Annotated in this window: 22 protein-coding genes and 1 riboswitch; of the genes, 7 read left to right on the top strand and 15 right to left on the bottom strand. The window is 34.2% G+C overall.

Annotation, left to right across the window (positions count from 1 at the left end):
* Positions 1-100: 100 nt before the first annotated feature.
* A complete protein-coding gene (locus MHH96_RS17975; protein ID WP_341117799.1) occupies positions 101-1,357 on the bottom strand; it encodes a polysaccharide deacetylase family protein in 1,257 nt (418 codons plus the stop codon).
* 187 nt (positions 1,358-1,544) lie between these two features.
* Here MHH96_RS17975 and MHH96_RS17970 point away from each other — a divergent pair, with 187 nt between their 5' ends.
* Together MHH96_RS17970 and MHH96_RS17965 are read left to right on the top strand one after the other, a co-directional pair.
* Complete coding sequence (locus MHH96_RS17970) at positions 1,545-2,411, top strand: permease (protein WP_047940666.1); 867 nt, start codon at positions 1,545-1,547, stop codon at positions 2,409-2,411.
* A gap of 15 nt (positions 2,412-2,426) precedes the next feature.
* Positions 2,427-3,269 carry a TIGR03943 family putative permease subunit gene (locus MHH96_RS17965; RefSeq protein WP_047940667.1) on the top strand — a complete coding sequence of 281 codons (843 nt, stop codon included), beginning with the start codon at positions 2,427-2,429 and terminating at the stop codon, positions 3,267-3,269.
* Between the two features lie 47 nt (positions 3,270-3,316).
* Here the strand turns inward: MHH96_RS17965 and MHH96_RS17960 are convergent, their stop codons facing one another.
* Positions 3,317-3,838, bottom strand: coding sequence for a GNAT family N-acetyltransferase (locus MHH96_RS17960; protein WP_047940668.1), 522 nt, complete (start codon positions 3,836-3,838; stop codon positions 3,317-3,319).
* 191 nt (positions 3,839-4,029) lie between these two features.
* Between MHH96_RS17960 and MHH96_RS17955 the strand changes: the two genes are divergently transcribed.
* The 3 genes from MHH96_RS17955 (at position 4,030) to MHH96_RS17945 (ending at position 6,717) form a co-directional block, all read left to right on the top strand.
* Positions 4,030-4,248, top strand: a complete 219-nt coding sequence (locus MHH96_RS17955; RefSeq protein ID WP_047940669.1) for a hypothetical protein — start codon at positions 4,030-4,032, stop codon at positions 4,246-4,248.
* Positions 4,249-4,379: 131 nt separating this feature from the next.
* Entirely contained in the window at positions 4,380-5,330 is a 951-nt protein-coding gene (locus MHH96_RS17950) for an L-lactate dehydrogenase (RefSeq protein WP_047940670.1), read from the top strand.
* A gap of 118 nt (positions 5,331-5,448) precedes the next feature.
* On the top strand, positions 5,449-6,717 hold the full coding sequence (locus MHH96_RS17945) for a glycoside hydrolase domain-containing protein (RefSeq protein WP_095257269.1): 1,269 nt from the start codon (positions 5,449-5,451) through the stop codon (positions 6,715-6,717).
* 107 nt (positions 6,718-6,824) lie between these two features.
* Here MHH96_RS17945 and MHH96_RS17940 read toward each other — a convergent pair whose 3' ends face one another.
* From MHH96_RS17940 to MHH96_RS17925, 4 genes are all read right to left on the bottom strand, one after another.
* Positions 6,825-7,121, bottom strand: coding sequence for a Parvovirus coat protein VP1-like protein (locus MHH96_RS17940; RefSeq protein WP_095320116.1), 297 nt, complete (start codon positions 7,119-7,121; stop codon positions 6,825-6,827).
* Between the two features lie 148 nt (positions 7,122-7,269).
* On the bottom strand, positions 7,270-7,815 hold the full coding sequence (locus MHH96_RS17935) for a hypothetical protein (RefSeq protein ID WP_047940672.1): 546 nt from the start codon (positions 7,813-7,815) through the stop codon (positions 7,270-7,272).
* Positions 7,812-8,186: a hypothetical protein gene (locus tag MHH96_RS17930; protein ID WP_047940673.1), complete on the bottom strand. Its 375-nt coding sequence runs from the start codon at positions 8,184-8,186 to the stop codon at positions 7,812-7,814. Before MHH96_RS17930 ends, MHH96_RS17935 begins: the two co-directional genes overlap by 4 nt.
* A 273-nt stretch (positions 8,187-8,459) precedes the next feature.
* Positions 8,460-8,897 carry a diguanylate cyclase domain-containing protein gene (locus tag MHH96_RS17925; protein ID WP_053215580.1) on the bottom strand — a complete coding sequence of 146 codons (438 nt, stop codon included), beginning with the start codon at positions 8,895-8,897 and terminating at the stop codon, positions 8,460-8,462.
* Positions 8,898-9,293: 396 nt separating this feature from the next.
* On the opposite strand from MHH96_RS17925, the gene MHH96_RS17920 reads away from it, so the two are divergent.
* Positions 9,294-9,917, top strand: a complete 624-nt coding sequence (locus MHH96_RS17920) for a LysE family translocator (protein ID WP_095320114.1) — start codon at positions 9,294-9,296, stop codon at positions 9,915-9,917.
* A 159-nt stretch (positions 9,918-10,076) separates the two neighbouring features.
* Here MHH96_RS17920 and MHH96_RS17915 read toward each other — a convergent pair whose 3' ends face one another.
* From MHH96_RS17915 to MHH96_RS17890, 6 genes are all read right to left on the bottom strand, one after another.
* Positions 10,077-10,802, bottom strand: coding sequence for an MBL fold metallo-hydrolase (locus MHH96_RS17915; protein ID WP_047940677.1), 726 nt, complete (start codon positions 10,800-10,802; stop codon positions 10,077-10,079).
* Between the two features lie 314 nt (positions 10,803-11,116).
* Entirely contained in the window at positions 11,117-12,994 is a 1,878-nt protein-coding gene (gene htpG, locus MHH96_RS17910; protein WP_341118129.1) for a molecular chaperone HtpG, read from the bottom strand.
* Between the two features lie 305 nt (positions 12,995-13,299).
* On the bottom strand, positions 13,300-14,928 hold the full coding sequence (locus MHH96_RS17905; RefSeq protein WP_235850031.1) for a catalase: 1,629 nt from the start codon (positions 14,926-14,928) through the stop codon (positions 13,300-13,302).
* Between the two features lie 563 nt (positions 14,929-15,491).
* Complete coding sequence (locus MHH96_RS17900; RefSeq protein ID WP_061796118.1) at positions 15,492-15,911, bottom strand: GNAT family N-acetyltransferase; 420 nt, start codon at positions 15,909-15,911, stop codon at positions 15,492-15,494.
* A gap of 120 nt (positions 15,912-16,031) precedes the next feature.
* Positions 16,032-16,787 (bottom strand): DUF1129 family protein, encoded by a 756-nt coding sequence (locus tag MHH96_RS17895; protein WP_061796113.1) that lies wholly within the window; start codon positions 16,785-16,787, stop codon positions 16,032-16,034.
* Complete coding sequence (locus MHH96_RS17890) at positions 16,788-17,120, bottom strand: PadR family transcriptional regulator (RefSeq protein ID WP_047944618.1); 333 nt, start codon at positions 17,118-17,120, stop codon at positions 16,788-16,790.
* A gap of 202 nt (positions 17,121-17,322) precedes the next feature.
* Between MHH96_RS17890 and MHH96_RS17885 the strand changes: the two genes are divergently transcribed.
* On the top strand, positions 17,323-17,826 hold the full coding sequence (locus MHH96_RS17885) for a hypothetical protein (RefSeq protein WP_047944619.1): 504 nt from the start codon (positions 17,323-17,325) through the stop codon (positions 17,824-17,826).
* A gap of 59 nt (positions 17,827-17,885) precedes the next feature.
* On the opposite strand, the gene MHH96_RS17880 is transcribed toward MHH96_RS17885, so the two are convergent.
* From MHH96_RS17880 to map, 3 genes are all read right to left on the bottom strand, one after another.
* Entirely contained in the window at positions 17,886-19,286 is a 1,401-nt protein-coding gene (locus MHH96_RS17880) for an amino acid permease (RefSeq protein WP_341117796.1), read from the bottom strand.
* 154 nt (positions 19,287-19,440) lie between these two features.
* Positions 19,441-19,619, bottom strand: a riboswitch (Lysine riboswitch).
* A 269-nt stretch (positions 19,620-19,888) separates the two neighbouring features.
* On the bottom strand, positions 19,889-20,308 hold the full coding sequence (locus tag MHH96_RS17875; RefSeq protein WP_047944621.1) for a hypothetical protein: 420 nt from the start codon (positions 20,306-20,308) through the stop codon (positions 19,889-19,891).
* A 355-nt stretch (positions 20,309-20,663) separates the two neighbouring features.
* Positions 20,664-21,407 (bottom strand): type I methionyl aminopeptidase, encoded by a 744-nt coding sequence (gene map, locus MHH96_RS17870; RefSeq protein WP_095320109.1) that lies wholly within the window; start codon positions 21,405-21,407, stop codon positions 20,664-20,666.
* Positions 21,408-21,593: the final 186 nt, after the last annotated feature.

The raw sequence follows: 21,593 nt of genomic DNA, 5'->3' as shown, positions 1-21,593 counted from the left end.
TTAAAGATCTTTAATGTCTATAATTGATTATATAGAAAGAGAGAGAAGAAAACAAGTTTTAAAGGGAATTTCCTTTTATTAAGGAGAACTCCCTTCCTATTTACTGGTATGCCTCTATCCCTAGTAATTCATCGAGACCGACTATTTCAAAGTCTCTTTCCTGAATAGTTTCAATTATTTTTGGTAATGCCTTTGCAGTTTCTGTTTTTTCTGAATCTGAATGCATTAAAATAATATCGCCGTTTCGCAAATGATTGGTGACATTTCTAATAATATTCTCTGCCTCCATTTGTGACCAATCAAGTGTATCGATGGACCAAATGATAATAGAATATCCTTTTAGTTCGGCGTTTTTCATTAGCGTTTCATTTGTTTCTCCATATGGTGGGCGAATCATTGCAGGTTCTTTTCCAATTATCGATTGAAGAGTATTGCCTGCCCGTGTTATTTCCTCTAATTGTTGGTTCTTATCTAAACCAGATAAGTCAACATGATGATAGCTATGGCTCAAAACTAAATTCCCGTTTTTATAAGCATTTCTTACAACTTGCGGATGTTTTTCTGCTTCACTGCCGATAAAGAAAAAATTCCCTTTCACTTTATATTGCTGTAATATTTCAATGATTTTTGGGGTAATGATATCATCAGGACCATCATCAAAGGTCAAAGAAACTTTCTTTTCATTCCGCCCATTGATGTATACATTCGCATTATTCTCTTGGAATTTCACGATTTCCCTCCTCCAGTTTTGCATCGTTTCCCATTGTTTAGTGGTAAGTTGATTAGATTCGCCTTGGATAGTTAAGGCATATTTCTCTTGTACCCCTCTAACTTTGTGATAGACAGATAAATGGTCTATTCTGTTGGTTTTATTTAAAATTATAAACTTAAGCTGAACATCTTCACTAAGGTTATAGACAATTATTTGTTCACCGTTCCCTACTCTAATTTCTGCTGGTTCCCCTATTTTCTTTTTTAAATCCGATAGAGATAATCTATTTAATCGCTTTTTATTGGAACGAACATCATAAATATTGCCTTTTGCAGTATATCCAAATACGGTATCCTTATCCTTATAGATGGCATAGTACCCTTCTCCTACTTGATCTGTTTGATCCGGCTCCCCCCATTGGCTAATTACTTGTTCGATGGTACTTGTAAAGATATTAAAGGAACTTGTATCCGTCATGCCTCTATTTGCTGCTTCTACTAGAACAGTTATATAGTCAGCAGTTAGCTGCCTATTCTTTTGTTCTGGATTTATATGACTCTGTTTAAGATTTTCTGCTTCTTTTTGTAACGGAGCACTACAGGCTACGATGAAAACACATTGTGATAGTGCGACCAAAAAAAGCAAAAGCTTTCTCTTCAGCTTCGTTCACTTCCTTTCTGCTTTCCTACTATTTAATGTAAAGGTTCGTGTATTCGTTTGCAATAATTAATAATTAATAGTAGTGATTCTCCCTTATTCTCATCTGATTTTAATAAATCTTCTTTATAATGATGACTTTCTGATTTTTACCAAAAAAGTAGGTGTTTAAAAAATGAATATGGAAACCTTATTACAGTTAAATACGATCTTTATCAGTATTATCATTGAGGCATTGCCCTTTATTCTAATTGGGGTTCTTATTTCGGGTATTATCGAAATTTTTGTCTCAGAGGAACTTATTGCAAAAATGATGCCGAAAAATCCAATCCTGGCCATTTTATTTGCTTCTTTAGTTGGAAGCATTATTCCTGCATGCGAATGTGGAATTATTCCTATTACAAGGCGGTTAATTTTAAAAGGTGTACCGGTTCCTGCCAGTATCGCCTTTATGCTTACCGGACCAATTATTAACCCAGTAGTTATGTTCTCGACGTATATTGCTTTCGGGAATAGCTGGAGAATGGTAATTCTTCGTTCTGTATTGGCGCTTGTTTGTTCTATTCTTATTGGACTTGCTCTGCATAAATCAGTAAAGCAATCGCCGCTGAAAAGTCATGTGATTGAACACGTGCACATTCACTCTTTTAAAGACCGAATCGAAGCTATGTTCAAGCATTCGATCGATGAATTTTTCTCTGTTGGAAAATACTTAGTTATTGGCTCGTTTATTGCTGCAGCAGTACAAACTTTAGTTAAGACTTCTACCCTTGTTTCAATAGGAAACGGTCAGGCTTCCTCTCATCTTGTTATGATGGGACTTGCGTACATATTAAGTCTTTGTTCCCAAGCAGATGCATTTGTTGCAGCGAGCTTTAGAAACAGCTTTTCTGAAGGATCTATTCTTGCTTTCCTTGTGTTTGGTCCTATGTTGGATATCAAAAATACATTGATGATGCTAAGCACATTTAAAGCTAAGTTTGTCATTCTATTAACTGGTCTAATTACAGTTTGCGTGTTTCTCGTAACAATTTTTCTATAAAGAGGTGAAAAAAACATGTTTCGAATATTCGTGTTAATAGGCTTTACTTATTTATTTCTACATTTACATGCAACTGGCGATATATCTAAATATATTAATATGAAATATGCTTATATTTCAGAGTCTGCTATCTATATATTTGTACTCTTTACAATTATATGTGTCTATAACTATGTAAAAAAGGATAAACATACACATGATGCATCGTGTAATCATTGTGGACATGATCATTCCCATGAAGAAAATAGCTGGTGGAAACGTGGATTTACGATTATAACATTGCTTATTCCTATTCTTACTGGTTTAATACTTCCAGTGGCTACCCTTGATTCGAATATTGTGGAGAAAAAGGGACTCTATTTCCCTGCATATGATGAAGGAGATGAATATAGTCAGCATCAATTCCTGCAGCCAAATACGAGTAGCTATTATGGCAAAGAAGGCTATGCAGAAGTGATGGATAAAGGCTTAGATAAAATAAAGAATCTCCCTGAAATTAAATTAGGGGAAGATAATTTTTTAAATGATTTGGAAACAATCTATAATTATCCAGGTCAATTTATGGATAGAAAAATTACGTTGACAGGATTTACTTACAAGGAAGAGGATTTAACCAATAATCAGCTGTTCCTGCTGCGCTTTGGGATTATCCATTGTATTGCTGATGCTGGTGTTTTTGGAATGCTTCTTGATATTCCGGATGAATTGAAAAGAGAGAATGATCAATGGCTCCAAGTAACAGGTAAGCTTGAAACAGTGTACTATCAACCATTTAAGAAAACCATTCCGATTCTTAAAGTTACAGATTGGAAGTCCATTAATCAGCCAGATGACCCTTATGTATATAGACAGTATTAAAAAAAGGAGAGAATGTTTGCTTATATGCAGCACTTCTCTCCTTTTTTTTATATATATTTTTCCATGCGAATATCATCCCACATTCTATCTTGGTAATAAGTGAAGAATTTATTTTTGCCAATTTCTTGATATCCAAGCTTTTTATATAATTTATGTGCGTTTTTATTAAATTCAAATACGCCTAACTCAATCCTGTTAAACCCTTGTTTTTTGATCTGCTCTTCTAGATAGATTAATGATGTTGATCCGACACCTTTTCCTCTTGCAACTTCTTCGCCAATTGTAATAGCGATCCAAGCGGTCCCTTGTTCTTTCCTATATAGATGAATGGGATCAATCGTATAATTCATTTCTCCAACAAGAATATCATCTAAATAAATAGCATACATGTGGTAATTGGTTAATCGTTTTGTTATTTCCTCTTTTGTAACAAGTACGTAGTTTTCTAAATCCTCTTTATTTCTGCAAGGATGAATGAACGGGATAAGTCTTGGGTCATTTTCCCACTTATTTAAACAAGAAATTAATTGATCAGTTGGATTATCTATTTTTTTAAAGGAAATGTTCATATTTGGTTCCCTCACCTTTGTTTATTCTTTTCTTATTATAAGCGAAGATTAAGCAAGTTTGTTTAAAAATATTTAAAATGAATGGAAGGTTTGTCTTTTTAATGACTAGCATGTTTATCGTTCTAAATTATTTCTTTTATCCATATTAATTTTAATATCCGAAAAAACTTCCTTTAAAGGAGTGTTATTGAATGATTACTGTCCATTATTTTGAAAATAGTACCAATGTATTGACCCAATTACGGCAAGACATACCGAATATTGATCAACCTGTAAAAATAAAAGGACGAAAAGGCAAAGTCCTTTCCGTGAATCAATTAAAAGAAGAGGTATATCAAGTAAATGTGGAATTTGAAAAGGTGGTAAAAAAAGCCGTACTTGCAGTAGATAATAAAAAAAGAAAGCGTTAGATATTGTATAGGAGATATCATTTGTATGATGTCTTCTTTTTTATAATTCCGGTAACATTTTTTATAAAATACATAATTCGCAGGGGATAGACAAACGCTATTTAATAAATAGTTTTAAAGGGGAGTAGAAAATGCTAAGTAATAAAGTTAGTCGCGTAGCTTTAATTGGCGCTGGATTTGTTGGATCTAGCTATGCCTTTGCTTTAATGAATCAAGGAATTGTAGATGAATTATTATTAATTGATCTAAATAAGGACAAAGCATTTGGCGATGTGATGGATTTGAATCATGGCAAGGTATTTGCCCCTAATCCAATTAGTATTAAATATGGGGAATATAAAGATTGTGCTGAAATGGATTTAGTTGTCATATGTGCAGGAGCCAATCAAAAACCAGGAGAAACCCGTCTTGATTTAGTGGAAAAGAATTTAAAAATCTTTAAATCCATTGTCGAACAAGTAATGGCAAGTGGATTTCATGGAATATTTTTAGTTGCTACAAACCCAGTAGATATTCTAACCTATGCTACTTGGCGCTATAGTGGTTTGCCGAAAAATCAAGTCATTGGCTCTGGTACGATACTGGATACCGCAAGATTTCGCTATTTACTAGGAGATTATTTTAAAGTTGCTCCTACTAGCGTTCATGCCTATATTATTGGAGAACATGGGGACAGTGAACTTCCTGTCTACAGTGCGGCAGATGTTGCTGGTATTCCAGTTTATAAGTTAATGAAAAGAGCTGCTCATTATAAAATGGAAGATTTAGATAATATTTTTGTGAATGTTCGGGATGCGGCTTACAAGATCATTGAAGGAAAAGGTGCAACCTATTATGGGATTGCGATGGGACTTGTACGGATAACAAAAGCAATTTTAAGTAATGAAAATAGTGTATTAACGGTTTCTGCCTATTTGGATGGCCAATATGGGGAAAAGGATGTCTATATTGGTGTTCCCGCCGTTATAAATAGAGAGGGAATACGAGAAGTTATCGAGTTGGAATTAGCTTTAGATGAACAAGAAAAATTTCAGCAAAGTGCTGCTATTTTAAAAGATATTCTTAAGCCTCACTTTACCTAACACTCTAAACCTTCTGCTTGTTGAAATGAAGAGATATTTCTATCCAAAAATAGCCCACACCCAAATTCTCTAATTTACATACTTTATAAAGTAAGTAAATTAGGAAAGGTGTGACAGAATGGATTGGAAGAAATACCTTCTTATAGCAGCTGCTACTTTCTTGATTCTTTTTTCTGGAATTGTTACTGTTTTGCTTTTTCAAACAAATAAAGTGGAAGCAGATAAAGAGCAAGGCAATTCAGTCAATTCCGAGAGTAATGCCACAACAGAAAGCGCTCCAGGCGATATTAATATTTCAGTAACAAATAATATCCAGAATATAGTGGGTGGCGAATCTAAAGCAACAATTGAAAATAAGGTGAAAAATGACTTAGAAGATAAGGATGCTGCTATTGACAATAGCATTGATAATAAAACAGAAAAAGAAGCATCTGTCACTATTAATAATACTATTGAAAACTTGTTAAAAGGTCAGATAAATGGTACGACAAATAATAATATTACGAATAATATTCTCTCTAGTAACAAAGCAGAGCTAGCGAATAATATATTGAATGATTTAGATTTAAATGTGGATGTTAATGTCTCCAATGAAGTTAATACCAATGGAAAGAAAGAATCATCCAATAATGAAAATGGGGATACAAACAATAACGAGAATAATAAAGAAGATAATGGTAAGAAAGAAAACGACGGGAACGAATCAAACGGAAATAAGGACAACAAGGAAGAAACATCCTATTTATGGGGAATTGATTCTGCTAGTGAAACAACAGAGGATTTTCTTGCTTGTGTAAGAGATAACTTTGGAGATCCTAAAGTGATTGCGCGCTATCTAGGAACAAATGAAGGTGTTTCTCATGGCTTAACGGCAGATCAAGTCGATTTAATTCATTCCAATGAAGCGGATATCTTACTCATATATAATGGGTTTACAGACGCAACAGGATATGATAATGGTGTAAGTGAAGCAAAGAAGGCAATTGAGTTGGCTAAGGAGCTTGAAGCTCCAGATGGTGTCGCCATTTTTGCGGACATAGAACCTAATTATCCTGTGGATGCCGCCTTTATAGAAGGATGGTATGCCGAAGTTAGTAAATCTACCTATGAGCCTGCTATTTATGGTATTTTTGATAAAGATGAAGCGTTAACTGCTTCCTTTAATCAAGCTGTAAAAAACAAAGCGGAAATAAAAGATAATACATTTCTATGGTCTGCCTCTCCTAATATTGGGATAACTACAGAAGAAGATGCCCCCGAATTTAAAGTGGATGCACCGGAAGAGTCGCTTGCATATGGATGGCAATATGGTATTAATGATGAAACATGTAATATAGATACTAATCTATTTGACAGCAACCTGACAGATGTATTGTGGAAACATTAAAAAATGGACATCTTACTAACGAATAATTCGGAAAGTAAGATGTTCGTTTTTTAAATCTAGAAATTTGGAAATCACATAATAATTTTTCGAAGTCGCGTTATAGGAAGTTATAAGTGTCTGCCTCTCCATCCGCCATTGATTTCAAGTCGAAATCGCATGAAATCAGAGATAAGTCTAGCAGTCTTCCCTTCTTGATTTCGTTCTCTAGATTTTGATTGGACACAATGAAGTAATTTTTCGTCACAATAGCGACAAGAACCATATGTCTCTACACATTGATCATGCCTTTGGCAACAGGAGTCAACATAATTGATAGGTGCACCAGGACCACTGCAGCCGGGACCGCAATATCGATAACCGCCAGGCAGACATAGTTTAATCGTTTTCCTTCTTTTCTTTTGCATTCTCTGATTCTCCCTTCTATATAGATTATGAAGCTTGTAAAAAATAGCTTGGGAAATCAATCTAAAAAAAGAAAACTTCTATATGAAAAATTGTTTCATAAACAATAAAAGCTTGTCCAAAGGAATACTTCGGACAAGCTTTTATAAGTTAGCTTCGTTTTTTGAAGATAGTGGAAATAATTTCGTCGGTTGACATATCGCTTTTAATTTTAAACGATCCCAGCCTTAAGTATTCTGCTACGCCTTTTTTATCTACTTTTTGCGAGAATTGCAAGGCGGTTTCTTTAATGATTTTTTCATCATGTAAAATGCTTCCTACATCATAACTAGTCATACCACTTGAAACTGTAACAGTAACTGTTTTAACTTCCTCTTTTTTCTTATCTTCTTCTTTTTTGTCATCTTTCTTTTCTTCAGAAGTATTAGATTCAGATGCTTGTTTCTTTACATCATCTTCTTTTTTCTTTGCTTCTTCAGAAGTTTGTACAACATAACCACTGCTTGTTAAGATATCTTTCATTTCTTCAACAGTTGGCGTATTTGCTGCATCACTTGCTACTTTATCTACTTTTTGGACATTATTGTTTGTTTCAGCATTCGCTGTATCATCCTTCGTAGAGAAATAGACAATGCCGCTAACAGAAGTTGCTAAAAGAACTCCCGCTGCGAAACTTGTAATTATTGATGGCTTCATTGTAAAACACTTCTCCTTTCCTCTTTTCCAGTTAAGTAAGGAGCTAACATTTCTTCTACTTCAGCTTGAGTAAGCTTTTTTTGAGCTGCAATTGTTTCAACTGAATACTTACGTCTATGCAAGTCAAGCACTTCTCGTAAAACCATTCGGTCTTTAGAAGCTAGCTGAACGCCTGTTTGTTTTTCTAATATTTCTATGTCCAACTCAAGATGGCGTATTTGTTTTTGCAACTGTGCTATTTCTTCCATCACAGAAAGGTGAATTACATCTATTTCACGTTGCTCTGATTTTGACGTTTGTTTTGCTTTAATTACGGAAGTAATGAGCAAAATGGCTGCTGCAATAAACAATATGGCTAGTGTCCATTCCATTTTAAAGATCCTCCCTCTTTCAGAATCTAGTTTCCTAAGTATCTATTATACATTCTTTTTCATTATTTTTCGATGATATTCTACAAAATCCTTCAATAGTTAGATGAGTTGGGATAATTTTGCAACTTTTATTATATGAAAATAGTTGCAAACAGCCGTGTTGTCAATTGATTTTTCCAAGAATAATCGAAATTAATTAAGGATAGTTTTAATGTTGAGTCCTTATACCTATGAAGAAAAAGATTCAAAGACATTGCCTTTGAATTCAATTTTTTATTGTTTAGTAATTTGATAGCCGTTTTTTCCTGATTTTTTCATTTGATACATAATTTTATCAGCGTTTTGCATTAATGTTTCGATATCCCTCCCATGATATGGATAGATACTGATACCGATACTGCAAGAAATAGAATAAAGTTTATTGTCCATTCGAAGAGGATGATTAAAAATAGCAAGTAATCTCTTAGCGTAATTTTCTAATTCATGTTCTGTATTCATATCCTTAATGATAAGAATAAATTCATCTCCACCCAAACGACATAAAAAATCAGTTTCTCTTATTGATCCTTTCATTCTCGCTGCAAGGAGTTTTAATGCTCGATCACCGTATTTGTGCCCTAATGAATCATTTATTTGTTTAAAGTCATCAATGTCTATAAATAGTAAAGCAAATGAATGGCTTTCATTCTGGAATTCTATTAATTCAGACATGGTTTTATGAGTAACCTAATATCTCCTCAACAATTGAATTGGAATACGTAAATTGCCAATGTTCGTTTAATTGCCATATCCAGTCACTAACATGTTCAACAAGTATACGAAAAAAATCAAGAGATGGCGTATCATTTACATTCATGGTTATGTCCCCTACCAAAAATAATTATAGGCAAATAGGTATTTTCTGTATTTTTTTTTAAAAATTATTATATCATTGTCAGTCTATTATTAAAAGATTTCCTCTTTTTCAAGAGAAGTATGGACTATTTCATTTTGTTTTTTGCCAAATATACAATTCTATTATAAATAGAAAAAAGTTTTCTAAAAATGTGGTACATGCTCTCCTTATTGAATACGTTAATTATAGACGTTTATATTAGGAGGATCTTTATGGATAGTATTTTATACTATATTGCCTTGGGTTTGTCTTTAGCAGCTCCGATAGGACCAGTGAATGCTGCTGTTATAAACAGAGGGCTTAGATATGGATTTCATCATGCGTGGGTTCTGTCGTTAGGTTCTCTCCTAGGTGATGTATTTTTTATCATTCTCGTATACTTTGGCGTAGCAAAATTGGCTAATATCCCCATTGTTCAAACTTTTCTTTGGTTGTTCGGTGCATTTGTCCTCATATATACAGGGATAGAAGGTGTCATGACTAAAACTAGCACTATATCAAGGAGTGGTAAAGACAATAATTCTATGTTTCGGTCATTTGTTACTGGATTACTGATGAGTATTATGAATCCGCTATCGATTATCTTCTGGCTAGGAATATATGGATCTATTTTAGCCTCTACTATACATAATTTTAGTACAAGTACGGTACTTCTATACACGGGATGCATGTTATTTGGCGTAGCGATTTGGGATATTACCGTATCTGTGCTGGCTAGTTTTTTCCGAAATGTCGTATCTGAACAGCTAATCACTATTGTTAGTAGAATTTCTGGACTTATTCTTATTCTATTTGGAGGATATTTTGGGATTCGGGGAATTCAGTTCTTTTTATAATTGCAGCTGTTTCTTTTATTCTCCAGCAGAATCAATTCCTTTACTATATAGAGAAATGTTGTCTAAATAATAGACTATTTGAAATGAAAAGTGACTATTAGAAATGTCTCCTAACATTATATAAGGCAATTTTTAGGATCATTTCTAATAGTGCACTACTTAAAGAGCTTTCGATTGAACCAAACCTTCTAATTGCTCTTGGATATTTTCTGTAACCATTCCTCCATGAAAGCAAACTATTTGTTTAATCGGATAAGCTAAAAGCTTTTTTAGGGATTGAATCGCAAGCTCCATATTTGGTGTGTTTACTGGATCTGGATGCTGTAATCGGCCATCTTCAGCAAGTAAGGCATCTCCAGCAACTAAAGTACCGGATCTTTTATGAAACAGGCTGATATGTCCTGGCGTATGTCCAGGTGTATGAATAATCTCTATACCTCCATCTATGTCTAATAGTTGGTTATCATGTAGAGAAGCAGTAACTTTTGCCTTTGGTGGATGAAGATAAATAAATTTAAATGGATCAGGAAGTGATTCCCATTCTTTTTCGCTAAAATTATCAGGATTTGCTTTTAATAAAGGTATATCCCCTTCAATAAAAGGTATATCTCCTTCATGTGCGTAAATTGTTAAATACTGCGTACAAGCGGTTAATATCTCTGGTAAGCTACCTATATGATCAATGTCTTGGTGTGTTAACAAAATTCCCGTTAAGTCCTCCAAGGATTTATTTGCTTTAGCCATCACTACATTTATATCTTCCATAAACCCAGGCATTCCTGTATCGATTAATAAGGTTTGTTTTTCATCCCATATAAGGGTTGGGTGAATGACAAAGGAATTTTTTTCAATCGTCAAGATCTCTATTCCTTTTAATTCTGCCATAATATTGTTCCCCATCTCTGATAGTTTTTTTATAAGTATAGCGTTTTCGTTTTAATTAGTAAAATATAAATTTGTAAGTATGGGGATGATGTTTAGATTTGAAATAGGCGAAGAAATAAATAGGTTAAAAATCGAAGCGGCTCGGCGCTCGCTCCATGGTAAAAGAAGTGTTTTCAGTTTGCAGACGATTCCTCCAAACTCCTTTCTTAAAATAAAGAAAACCCAAACGATTATCCGAAAATCCTCTTAGTATTCTCCGTATAATCGTTCGAGTTTATCTTGGTTGGAAAACTTAGTCCCAGCCGCTTTTTTTCTTATTTCATTAATTTACAAATATTATTCGTAAATTCGACAGGATCTTCAATAGACAGACCTTCAATCAATAGGGCTTGATTATATAAAAGGTTTGTATAAAGAGCCACTTTATCTTTGTCCTTTTCATAAGCCTCTTTTAATGATTGGAAAATTTCATGATTTTTATTAATTTCTAACACTTTGTCTGCTTTGATATTTTGATTGTCCGGCATCATACTTAACACTTTTTCCATTTCAATCGAAACTTCCCCTTCTGCAGTTAAGCATACAGGATGTGATTTTAAGCGGGTAGACACTTTTACGTTTTTGACTTTGCCAGAGAGAATCTCCTTCATGTAATCAAACAACGCTTTGTTCTCTTCCGTTACTTCTTTTTCCTCTTTTTCTTCCTCTTGATCAAGTCCTAAATCTCCACTTGATACAGATTTAAATTCCTTCTCTTTATATGCTGCAATCATTTTTATCGCAAATTCATCAATATCATCTGTTAAATAAAGAATTTCAAAGCCTTTATCTGCTACTAATTCTGTTTGTGGAAGTTTTTCGATACGATCAATCGAGTCACCAGCTGCATAATAAATGAATTTTTGATCTTCTGGCATTCTTTCTACATATTCATCTAATGATACTAGTTTTTTCTCTTTAGATGAATAGAATAAGAGAAGATCCTGTAACATTTCTTTATTCATCCCGAAATCATTATAGACTCCGAATTTGATTTGTCTTCCAAAGGAGTTATAGAAGGATTCATACTTTTCTCTTTCATCCTTTAAAAGGCTGAGGAGCTGGCTCTTAATTTTCTTTGTTAAGTTCTTTTCAATCCGTTTTAATTGACGATCATGCTGCAGCATTTCTCTTGAAATGTTAAGGGATAAATCTTCAGAATCAACCATCCCTTTGACAAAACTAAAGTAATCTGGCAGCAAGTCCGCGCATTTCTCCATAATTAAGACACCATTTGAATAGAGCTCTAGTCCTTTTTCATACTCTTTAGAATAATAATCAAACGGTGTTTTTTCAGGAATGTAAAGTATTGCATTATAACGAATTGCTCCGTCTACACTAACATGAATATGCTTCAATGGCTTATCATAGCCATAACGTTTTTCTTCATAGAAATTTTGATAGTCTTCTTCTGTTAACTCATTTTTATTCTTTTTCCAAATGGGAACCATACTGTTAATGACTTGTTCTTCGCTAACTTCTTCATACTCATTTTCTGTGCCTTCTTTTAGCTTACTTGTCGTTACATCCATTTTAATTGGGTAACGGATAAAGTCAGAGTATTTTTTAATAATCGATTTTAAACGATATTCTTCTAAAAATTCATCATACTGCTCTTCTTCTGCATTTTCTTTAATTGTAAGGATAATATCGGTACCGATTGTTGATTTCTCCGTTTCTTCAATGGTATAACCATCAGCACCTTTTGACACCCATTTATAAGCTGTATCACTATTCAGTGATTTAGTAATAACGGTTACTTCATCTGCGACCATAAACGCTGCATAGAAACCTACACCGAATTGCCCAATAATATCATGGCCATCCTTCGCTTCATTTTCCATTTTGAAAGCAAGGGAACCACTTTTAGCAATTGTACCTAAATTTGCTTCTAATTCTTCCTTTGTCATTCCAATACCAGTATCAGAAATGGTTAACGTACGGTTTTCTTTATTAGCAGTAATTTTAATAAAATAATTATCTTTTTCAAAATTAATAGAGTCATCTGTTAAAGCTTTATAATAAATTTTATCAATTGCATCACTAGCATTTGAAATTAACTCACGTAAGAATACTTCCCGCTGCGAATAGATGGAGTTGATCATCATTTCTAATAAACGTTTGGATTCCGCTTTAAATTCTTTCGTTTCGATCAATTTTCCTGCACCCTTTCTTCTTTATCTTATGTAATAATATTAGCACTTAAATGTGATGAGTGCTAATCTATTAATTAAATATCATATTTCATAAGGGATGTCAATTAATGTTATTATAGAGGAAAAGAATGATTGATGTGGTTGGCACATAAGAACTTTATGGAATATAATTGCCACTAAGGATTGTGAAATTGGTGGTTAACAGGCCTAAAAATACCAAAAAGGAGACACAATTTTAAATGTGTCTCCATCAACTTAATAAGAACTTTTAATAGCTACCTTTTTATCTACCATTCCACTTATTAATAAGGGTCAGCTTCATGGCTTTTCTTCACTGCATCTTTTGTTGCTTCATTGGCATCTATTGTTCCTTGCCCATATTTTGATTGACCTGCTTCACGCCCTGGAACATTATCCTTTGCCGTTTCTTTCATCTCTTTCATTTTCGTTTCGATGCCCTCTTTCACACGGCGGCCATAATCTTCATCTGCTTGTGTAAAGTGTTCAATCATCGCATCTTGAATTTTTTTATCACAGATTGCCAGTGCTTCCGATAGGTTTTTTATTAATTCTTCGCGCTCCCAATCTTCAAAGCTTCTGTATGTGTGACCAGCTTGTCCATAGTTATTAGGTCGGTCTATTGGTGCACTCATCGCCGCAGCATTATAGGTCGGCTGATGAGGTACCCGCTCTTCTTTCCCTGCCTCTTTAAAACCACCAAGCATAGATGGTTCATAGTTGATATGTGGGTTTTCCCCAGATTCTTTCGGATCACGTACATCCATTTGGCCGCGATGTTGATTTGTGCGCACAGGTGCTTTTGGTGCGTTTACTGGTACTTTCAGATAATTTGCACCAACACGATAGCGTTGAGTATCAGAGTAAGAGAAGGTGCGCCCTTGTAACATCTTATCGTCAGAAAAATCCATTCCATCTACAAGTACACCAGTACCGAAAGCAGCTTGCTCAATTTCGGTATGGAAATCGACCGGATTACGATCGAGGACCATACGCCCAACTGGCAACCATGGGAATTTATCTTCTGGCCAAAGCTTCGTATCATCGAGAGGATCAAAATCTAGTTCTGGATGATAATCATCCTCCATTATTTGCACGTAAAGCTCCCATTCTGGATAATCACCACGCTCGATTGCTTCATATAAGTCTTGTGTCGCATGGCCAACGTTCTTGGCTTGAATAGATTCTGCTTCCTCTTGCGTCAAATTGCGAATGCCTTGTTTTGGTTCCCAATGGTATTTTACTAATACTGCTTCACCTTGTTCATTTACCCATTTATAAGTGTTTACCCCAGAACCCTGCATATGACGATATGTAGCTGGAATACCCCATGGTGAGAAGAGGAAGGTTATCATATGTGTAGCCTCAGGAGTGCGGGAAACAAAATCAAACATACGTTGCGGGTTTGGTACGTTTGAAACTGGATCTGCTTTAAAGGCATGTATCATATCTGGAAACTTCATGGCATCACGAATAAAGAATATCTTAAGGTTATTTCCAACCAAATCCCAGTTTCCATCTTCGGTATACATTTTTACAGCAAATCCACGTGGATCGCGTGCTGTTTCAGGTGAATCCTTCGCCCCAGCAACAGTAGAAAAACGAACCATCAATGGTGTCTTCTTCCCTGCTCCGGAAAATACTTTTGCACGAGTATACTTTTCTACCGGCTCATTTCCTACTTTTCCGTAAGTTTCAAAATAACCAAATGCTCCAGAGCCTCGTGCATGTACGACACGCTCTGGCACTTCTTCACGATCAAAATGGGAGATCTTTTCAATAAAGTGGTAATTCTCAAGTGTAGCAGGGCCGCGATTCCCAATAGTACGGATGTTTTGGTTATCTAATACAGGATGTCCTTGTCTTGTTGTTAAGGTTTCTCGATCCTGATCTTGCCCCTTTTCATTATTCATATCTTTTTTCTCTGCCAAAAAAATAACCTCCTAGTATTTAGTCATTATTAGTTGTATCCAATATATGCTAATTCATGCTATTGGAAGTAAAGGATGGGTATAACTATTTAAATAAATATTGGGGTTACTGTATTATTTTTTTACTATCTTTCTCAAAAAACTTACATGATACGAACAAAAGCATGAAATATTAAGTGTATTACATGCTTTTGTCTATTTACTTTTACCCATTAATTTCTTGATTAACCTATTTATATACATGCAAATTCTGGTATAGGAATGAAAACATATTTTTAAAGATATCAAATGGAAGAAATTATTTTAAACTATGTAACTTGTTGTAAGTAACAAGGAAAGGAAATTAGATCAATATTGATAAGAGTTCTTCGGTTTGCTGGTTTTAATCGAGCGGATGACTTTATCTATTGGGTCAGACTTTTTCTAGAAAAAAGTGATTGTACTTCTTCTTTACATGCCTCCACCTTATGTACGTAAATAGTGTTACCAGAATAAGGTTGGATATGCACAAGAAAAAATAAAAAACCACATCCAAAATGCGGTTTTTAAAGATGGAGAGACATGCCAGGAGCGTCTTGTTCTCTTTCTATGAATCCTAATTTTTTATAAAAGGGATGTTTTCCTTTAGCCGAAAATAACTGAATGGATTGAATACCTGATTGTTGGCATTTAGATACGAGCTTTTCGATTATTTGCTTCCCCAATCCTTTGCCCTGCTCATTAGGATCAACCATTACATCACAAATTAATGCTTGATATACTCCATCTGATATCATACGACCAAAGGCGATAAGTTTTTTATCATTATCATTATAAATAGAAACAGAATACCAGCTGTTTTTTGCTGCTTCATACAACTGCTCCCTGGTATAGTTTCCTTTTTTGTTATTTAATAAACCGCTGTCCTCATGTAATTGAGCAAACTTTGTGAATGATGGCAGCTCTTCTGTTATAAAATATTTCATGGTTCTTTTCCCCTTTAATCGCCGAATCTTCATAATTATATTTATACATTATTATGAATTAATATTCAATTGTTTTTTATAAAAAAAGCATATCTTTTTCTGATATGCTTTAAGAGGTTATTAAGTATTTTTTTTTGCTTTTTTTCCTTGCCAAATTACCAAGATAAAATACCCAAACATGAAAACAAAGAAAATAATGGACGAAGTTAAAGTCTTCATCTCTTCTGACATAGGCAAAGGTTTTACTAGAAGGTTTGGAAGATAGAGAATAACAGGGAAAAAGACAACCCATGATTTACTCCACCAAGCAAACCAGCATAAATAAACAAAAGGAACAATTAAGAAAAGGAGTTGTTTAGTTACCGTATCAATCATGTATACTGGACCATAATTATTCCCGTAGAACATTAACACAAAAAACATTCCTATAATCAATAATTGTAAGGGAAATATTAAGGCAAATGCTTTTTTATTTGAGCTATTTCTTGATGAAATGTAACGAAATATGACAACGTACATCCCAAGCATGAAAACACTTATAAATAGAGAACCTAATCCAACTAATAAAGATAATTGATTTTCCCCTAAGATAATTTTCCCGATTAAGGTATAGGCAATTAAGCTAATAAATACATGTGGTAATAGTTTCCCCCATTCGATTAAATCCGTCTGCATTTCATTTGCTAAACTTTCCATATATGCTTTCGGGGAATTTCCTGTTATTTCCGATATATTCTTTCCATTTGCTTCTGCTTCTTGTAAATGATCGGTCAATTCTTCGACAATCTCTTTTATTTCCTTTTCTTTTTTTCCCGTTGTTAATAAATATAGATGTAAATTTTCCACAAAAGTTTCTGCTTCTTTCGATAATTTCACTTACTTCTCCTCCCTTATATCTTTTAATAACCAATGTACACTTGTTGCCAGTTCTGTCCACGTGTCAGCAAATTCATCTAAGACTTTAGCTCCTTTATCCGAAAGGGAATAATATTTGCGCTTTGGACCAGATGGAGATGCTTTTGTTTCTACTGTAACAAGCTCTTCCTTTTTCATCCGTAAAAGTACAGGATAAATACTTCCTTCACTAATCATGGTAAATCCATAAGCTTCTAATTTTTCAATCATTTCATAGCCATAAATCTCTCCTTTTGAAATAATCGCAAGTAAACATCCTTCCAAAACTCCCTTTAACATCTGACTTTTTGACATGGACATATATCCTTTCTATTCAGTCTATATTGTTTAACAAGATAGCGGCTATATTGTATAGCAAGATTCTATCTTTAAACATATCTTACCATATAGTATTTTGCATTGCAAGATAGTTTTAAAAATTAGGCTCATCTTTTTCCAATTAGCTTTCATAGTGGACTTCCACTCGTTCATACAGTAAGGAGAAGGAGGTGGAGTAGTGAAAAAAGTTATTAAAATCTTGTTTTTACCCTTTCTGTTTTTAATTACTGCTTGTTCAGCCGATCCAGTTCGAGAGGATTTACTTGAATATGTAAATGAGGATATGAAAACAGCATTTGAATTAGAGGTAAAGGCTGTTTCTGCATACGATTCAGTTTCAGGTATTAATTATACGGATGATTGGACTATGTATGATACAATCCAAACGACCGTTATTCCCAATTATAATGAATTTATTAAAGAGTTGAATTCAGTACAAGTGGAAACAGAGGAATTAAGAGAAATTCATGAAATATATATCGAAGGCGCTGACACACAATACAATGCATTTGTGAAAATACTTACAGCGCTAGAAACACAGGATATCACACTTGTAGAAGAGGCAAATGCTATGCTGGAGGAAGCTCGTAAACTAATTCGACAATATATGAATGAACTAGATAAACTTGCGAAAGAGCATGAAGTGGAATGGGATGATAGTACAGTGAGTGAATCACTTTAATCCTTTACAAAAAGAAACTGAGCGGTAAAAACAAGATTTTTGCCGCTCGGATATGTGTATTATTCTGGTTTAGACCCTTTATTCAATTGGTTATAGAAAAGAATTCCGCTTAATAGTAAAAGTACTCCGAAGCTAAATGTTTTAATATCTGCAGTTCCCGCAATAATTACCCATATAGAATAAATGGTTGCAATGATTCCAATAGCAAAGTCTACTCTTCTCGATTTCATGGAAGTATACGTTTCTCCTGAAATAACTAATTTTAATTGGAAGATTGACGAAATTAAATAAGGAACAAGATAGCTTAATGTGGCAATATAAATGATAAAGTCAAATGCCTGCGAAATACTTCTTGATACGGTGGAGAAAATAAACAATTGACCTAAAATATTGGTCACGACTAAAGAAAAGGTTGGAATACCTTTTTTATTTTCCTTTAAGAAAGCAGGAATAAAAATTCCTTGTTTAGCAGCAGCATAAGGTACTTCTGCACTTAACATAATCCATCCGATTGTAGAGCCAAATAAGCTGATTAATCCGATAGCTGCTAGTATTTTACCGGCAATTGGTCCTAGAACAGCTTCGATTGCATCGATTAAAGGCTTTTGCGAAGCGATTAATTCATTTTGAGAAAGGATTCCCATAACAAGTGTACTAATTCCAATATAGATTGCTAATGCAATTAATAGTCCAATAATGGTTGCTTTTTTAACATCTGACTGTTTTTTTGCACGTGAGGCAAAAACGACGGCAGACTCTACCCCGATAAATGCCCATAATGTTGTTATAGCTGCACTGTTGATTTGTCCGAATAGATCAACCGAATGACCTGCTGCATTAACTTTCGGTTCAGCAAAAGGAAGGATATTGCTTGTTTCAAATGCAAATAAAGCAATAATAATAAATAGCATAAAACCGATTACTTTTGCAGATGTAGCAAGTATATTTAATTTCCCGGCATTTTCTAGCCCGTTTAAAATGATCCAATGGGTTCCCCATAATAAAATGGTACAAACAAGGAAGGTTAACGCATTTCCCACGTAAAGGGTAAAAGAGCCAACATGGAATAATGCTGCTTCACTTGTTAGAATAGGGAAAAAAGTGGATAAATAGCCAGCAAAAGTAGTAATAATGGCAACATTACCAGCTAAATTTCCAATCCAATATCCCCATGTTGACATAAAACCAGATAAAGTAGATTTTTTGGATCCTCGTTTAAATAACTTTTTCGCATAAATTTGTGGTCCACCTGTTAATTTTGGTTTGCGTATGGCTAAATTTCCAAATACTAAGGCTGTGACTAACACACCAAATCCGGTTAATAACCATGCAAGAATAACGCCAGCTGGACTTGCAACTTCCGCTAATGAGCGTGGCAGCATAAATATTCCTGAGCCAACCATATTTCCAACGACTAAGGATATTAAGATCCCCAGTCCTAATTTTCCTTTTGTGTTCATATTTGTCTCCTTTATGATGTATTTTGCTCATGCTAGGACATAGGAGATTTACTTGAAGCCTTATATCTGTATACAATAAATTGTATTTTTATTATTTCCAAGGCATAAAAAAAACACACCTTTAAATGGTGTGAAATTCGAAAACACCATCAGATAACAGGATAGTTCATCATAGTAAGATCCTATGACAGTTCTGCACCTATTCGTATGCAGACCCAGCTACTATTATCAGAGAATAATAGTGCTTCGGCGATATTTCCTTTCAAAAGCAATCAATAAGCTCTCTGGCTTTCCCTCTTTTTACTAATAAAAATCGCGACCTCTACCTCATCTCGAGCTGATAAGGATTTTATTATGAAATTACATGTACTAGGTTACGAGATATGACCATCAATGTCAATGGATATATAAATAGAAGGAAATGTCGCTAAATTCGCAATTATGGTTCTTTCATCGTTTTAAGAGCTCTCTAAAAAACATTGTCAATTTTAAATTTTTCTAAACAAACAAGCTCTGCTTGAAAACAGAGCTTGTTTGTTTAGAAATGTGGAGTTTACGATGAAATCTATAATTAAAATTAATCTATTACATCGTTCAAGTGTTTAATGAATCGTGAAAGTATCTTCATATGTCTCTCCCTCTTTCTGCCATTTTACAGTCATTTTATAAATATGCCCTCTTTCCGGACTATTCCCTAAATAAAATTCTGTAGCAAAAGGATGCAGAGTAGTGACTGACCCATCTATATCTGTTCCTTCCACAAAGGAATCAGTTTGTGCTAATATCTCATCGTTATCCGTAAATGTTAATTCTTTTACTTCCACTTTTTGTTTATCTAATTGTTTTAATTTACCCTGCCAGCCTGTTGGCTCACTTGGGTCTATATTTTTCTTATAAGTATACTTCCACATGCCATTGTCTGACTTACCAGAAATGGAAAGAGTCGAAGCATATACATAAACACTGGAAAAAATAACAATAAGGAAGACTGAGCAGGTGATTAGAAACTTCTTCTTTTTCAAAAAATACTCTCCTTTTCATTTAATAAGTAATACAAGAACACTCCAATCAGAATTTCACGGAGCGGTGCTTTTCCCTAGTTCGAACTTTTAATTTACAATATTTGTATGCGTAAGCATATAAATACATTGTATCACCAATTTTTTCATAACTGAACATATAATAAGGAATATGTTAAAAACTCCAATTGCACTTTTTCAGCTTCTTCCCCGTAACAAATAATTCATACTTATTCTTATCTTAGTAAACAGTTGTAGTAAAAAGGAATATAAAAGACCACAGGCAAAGACCTTGAATTTAAAGGTGTTTGTCTATGGTCGGATGCTCTATTTTGAAACAGTGCTTGCTTCTTTCTATTTATAAAGTTGTAATAATTGGTTTATCTTTTGTAATTATTACAGTGTGCTCGTACTGGGCAACATAGCTTTTTTCTTTGGTAGAGAATGTCCAGCCGTCATTTTCTTCATATACTTCCTCCGAACCGGTAGATATAAAAGGTTCAAAGGCAATAACCATTCCATCACGAAGCAATTCTGTGTCCCAAGAATCAAAATAATTTAGAATATGATCTGGTTTCTCGTGAAGAGATGTTCCAATACCGTGTCCTGTCAGGTTTTTAATTACCGTAAATCCGTTCTTTTTTGCTGTGTTGTATACGAATTTTCCAATTCGATTCTTCTTCGCACCTGGTTTGAAGCATTTAAGTCCTTCTTCAAAAGCTTCTTGCGCTACTTCACAGAGTTTAATAAGCTTAGGATCGCCATTTCCTACTACAATGGATTTTCCAGTATCAGCAAAATAGCCATTTTTGCTTGCGGAAACGTCAATATTAACTAAATCACCTTCTTGAATGACACGATCTCCTGGGATTCCATGTGCAACCTCATCATTTACAGATATACAAGTATACCCTGGAAAATCATACATATCTTGGGGAGCAGAAACCGCACCATGTTCGGCAAATAACTTTCCAGCTAGATTATCTAATTCTTTTGTAGTCACTCCTGGTACTGTATTTTTAATTAATTCCTCTCTGATAATGCTTACGATTTTCCCGATTTCTTTTAAACCGTTAATGTCTTGTTCACTTTTTACTATCATGTATATTCTCCTTGTTTATATCAGTTCTCGAATCTTTTTCGCGTATACTATTATATGCTAAATAAAGTACTAAGTAAAAGAAATTCCATTATTAACGCTAAATAAAAAAGAAGAACAGCGAGATGGTTTATTCTTTTTTTTACGGTCTCGATTATCTATATTTAGTTATTTATTGGATGTATTTAC

It is taken from the genome of Niallia sp. FSL K6-0212 (assembly GCF_038007605.1).
GTDB classification, from domain to species: Bacteria; Bacillota; Bacilli; order Bacillales; family Cytobacillaceae; genus Niallia; species Niallia circulans.
This window is presented reverse-complemented; position numbering and strand designations above follow the sequence as displayed.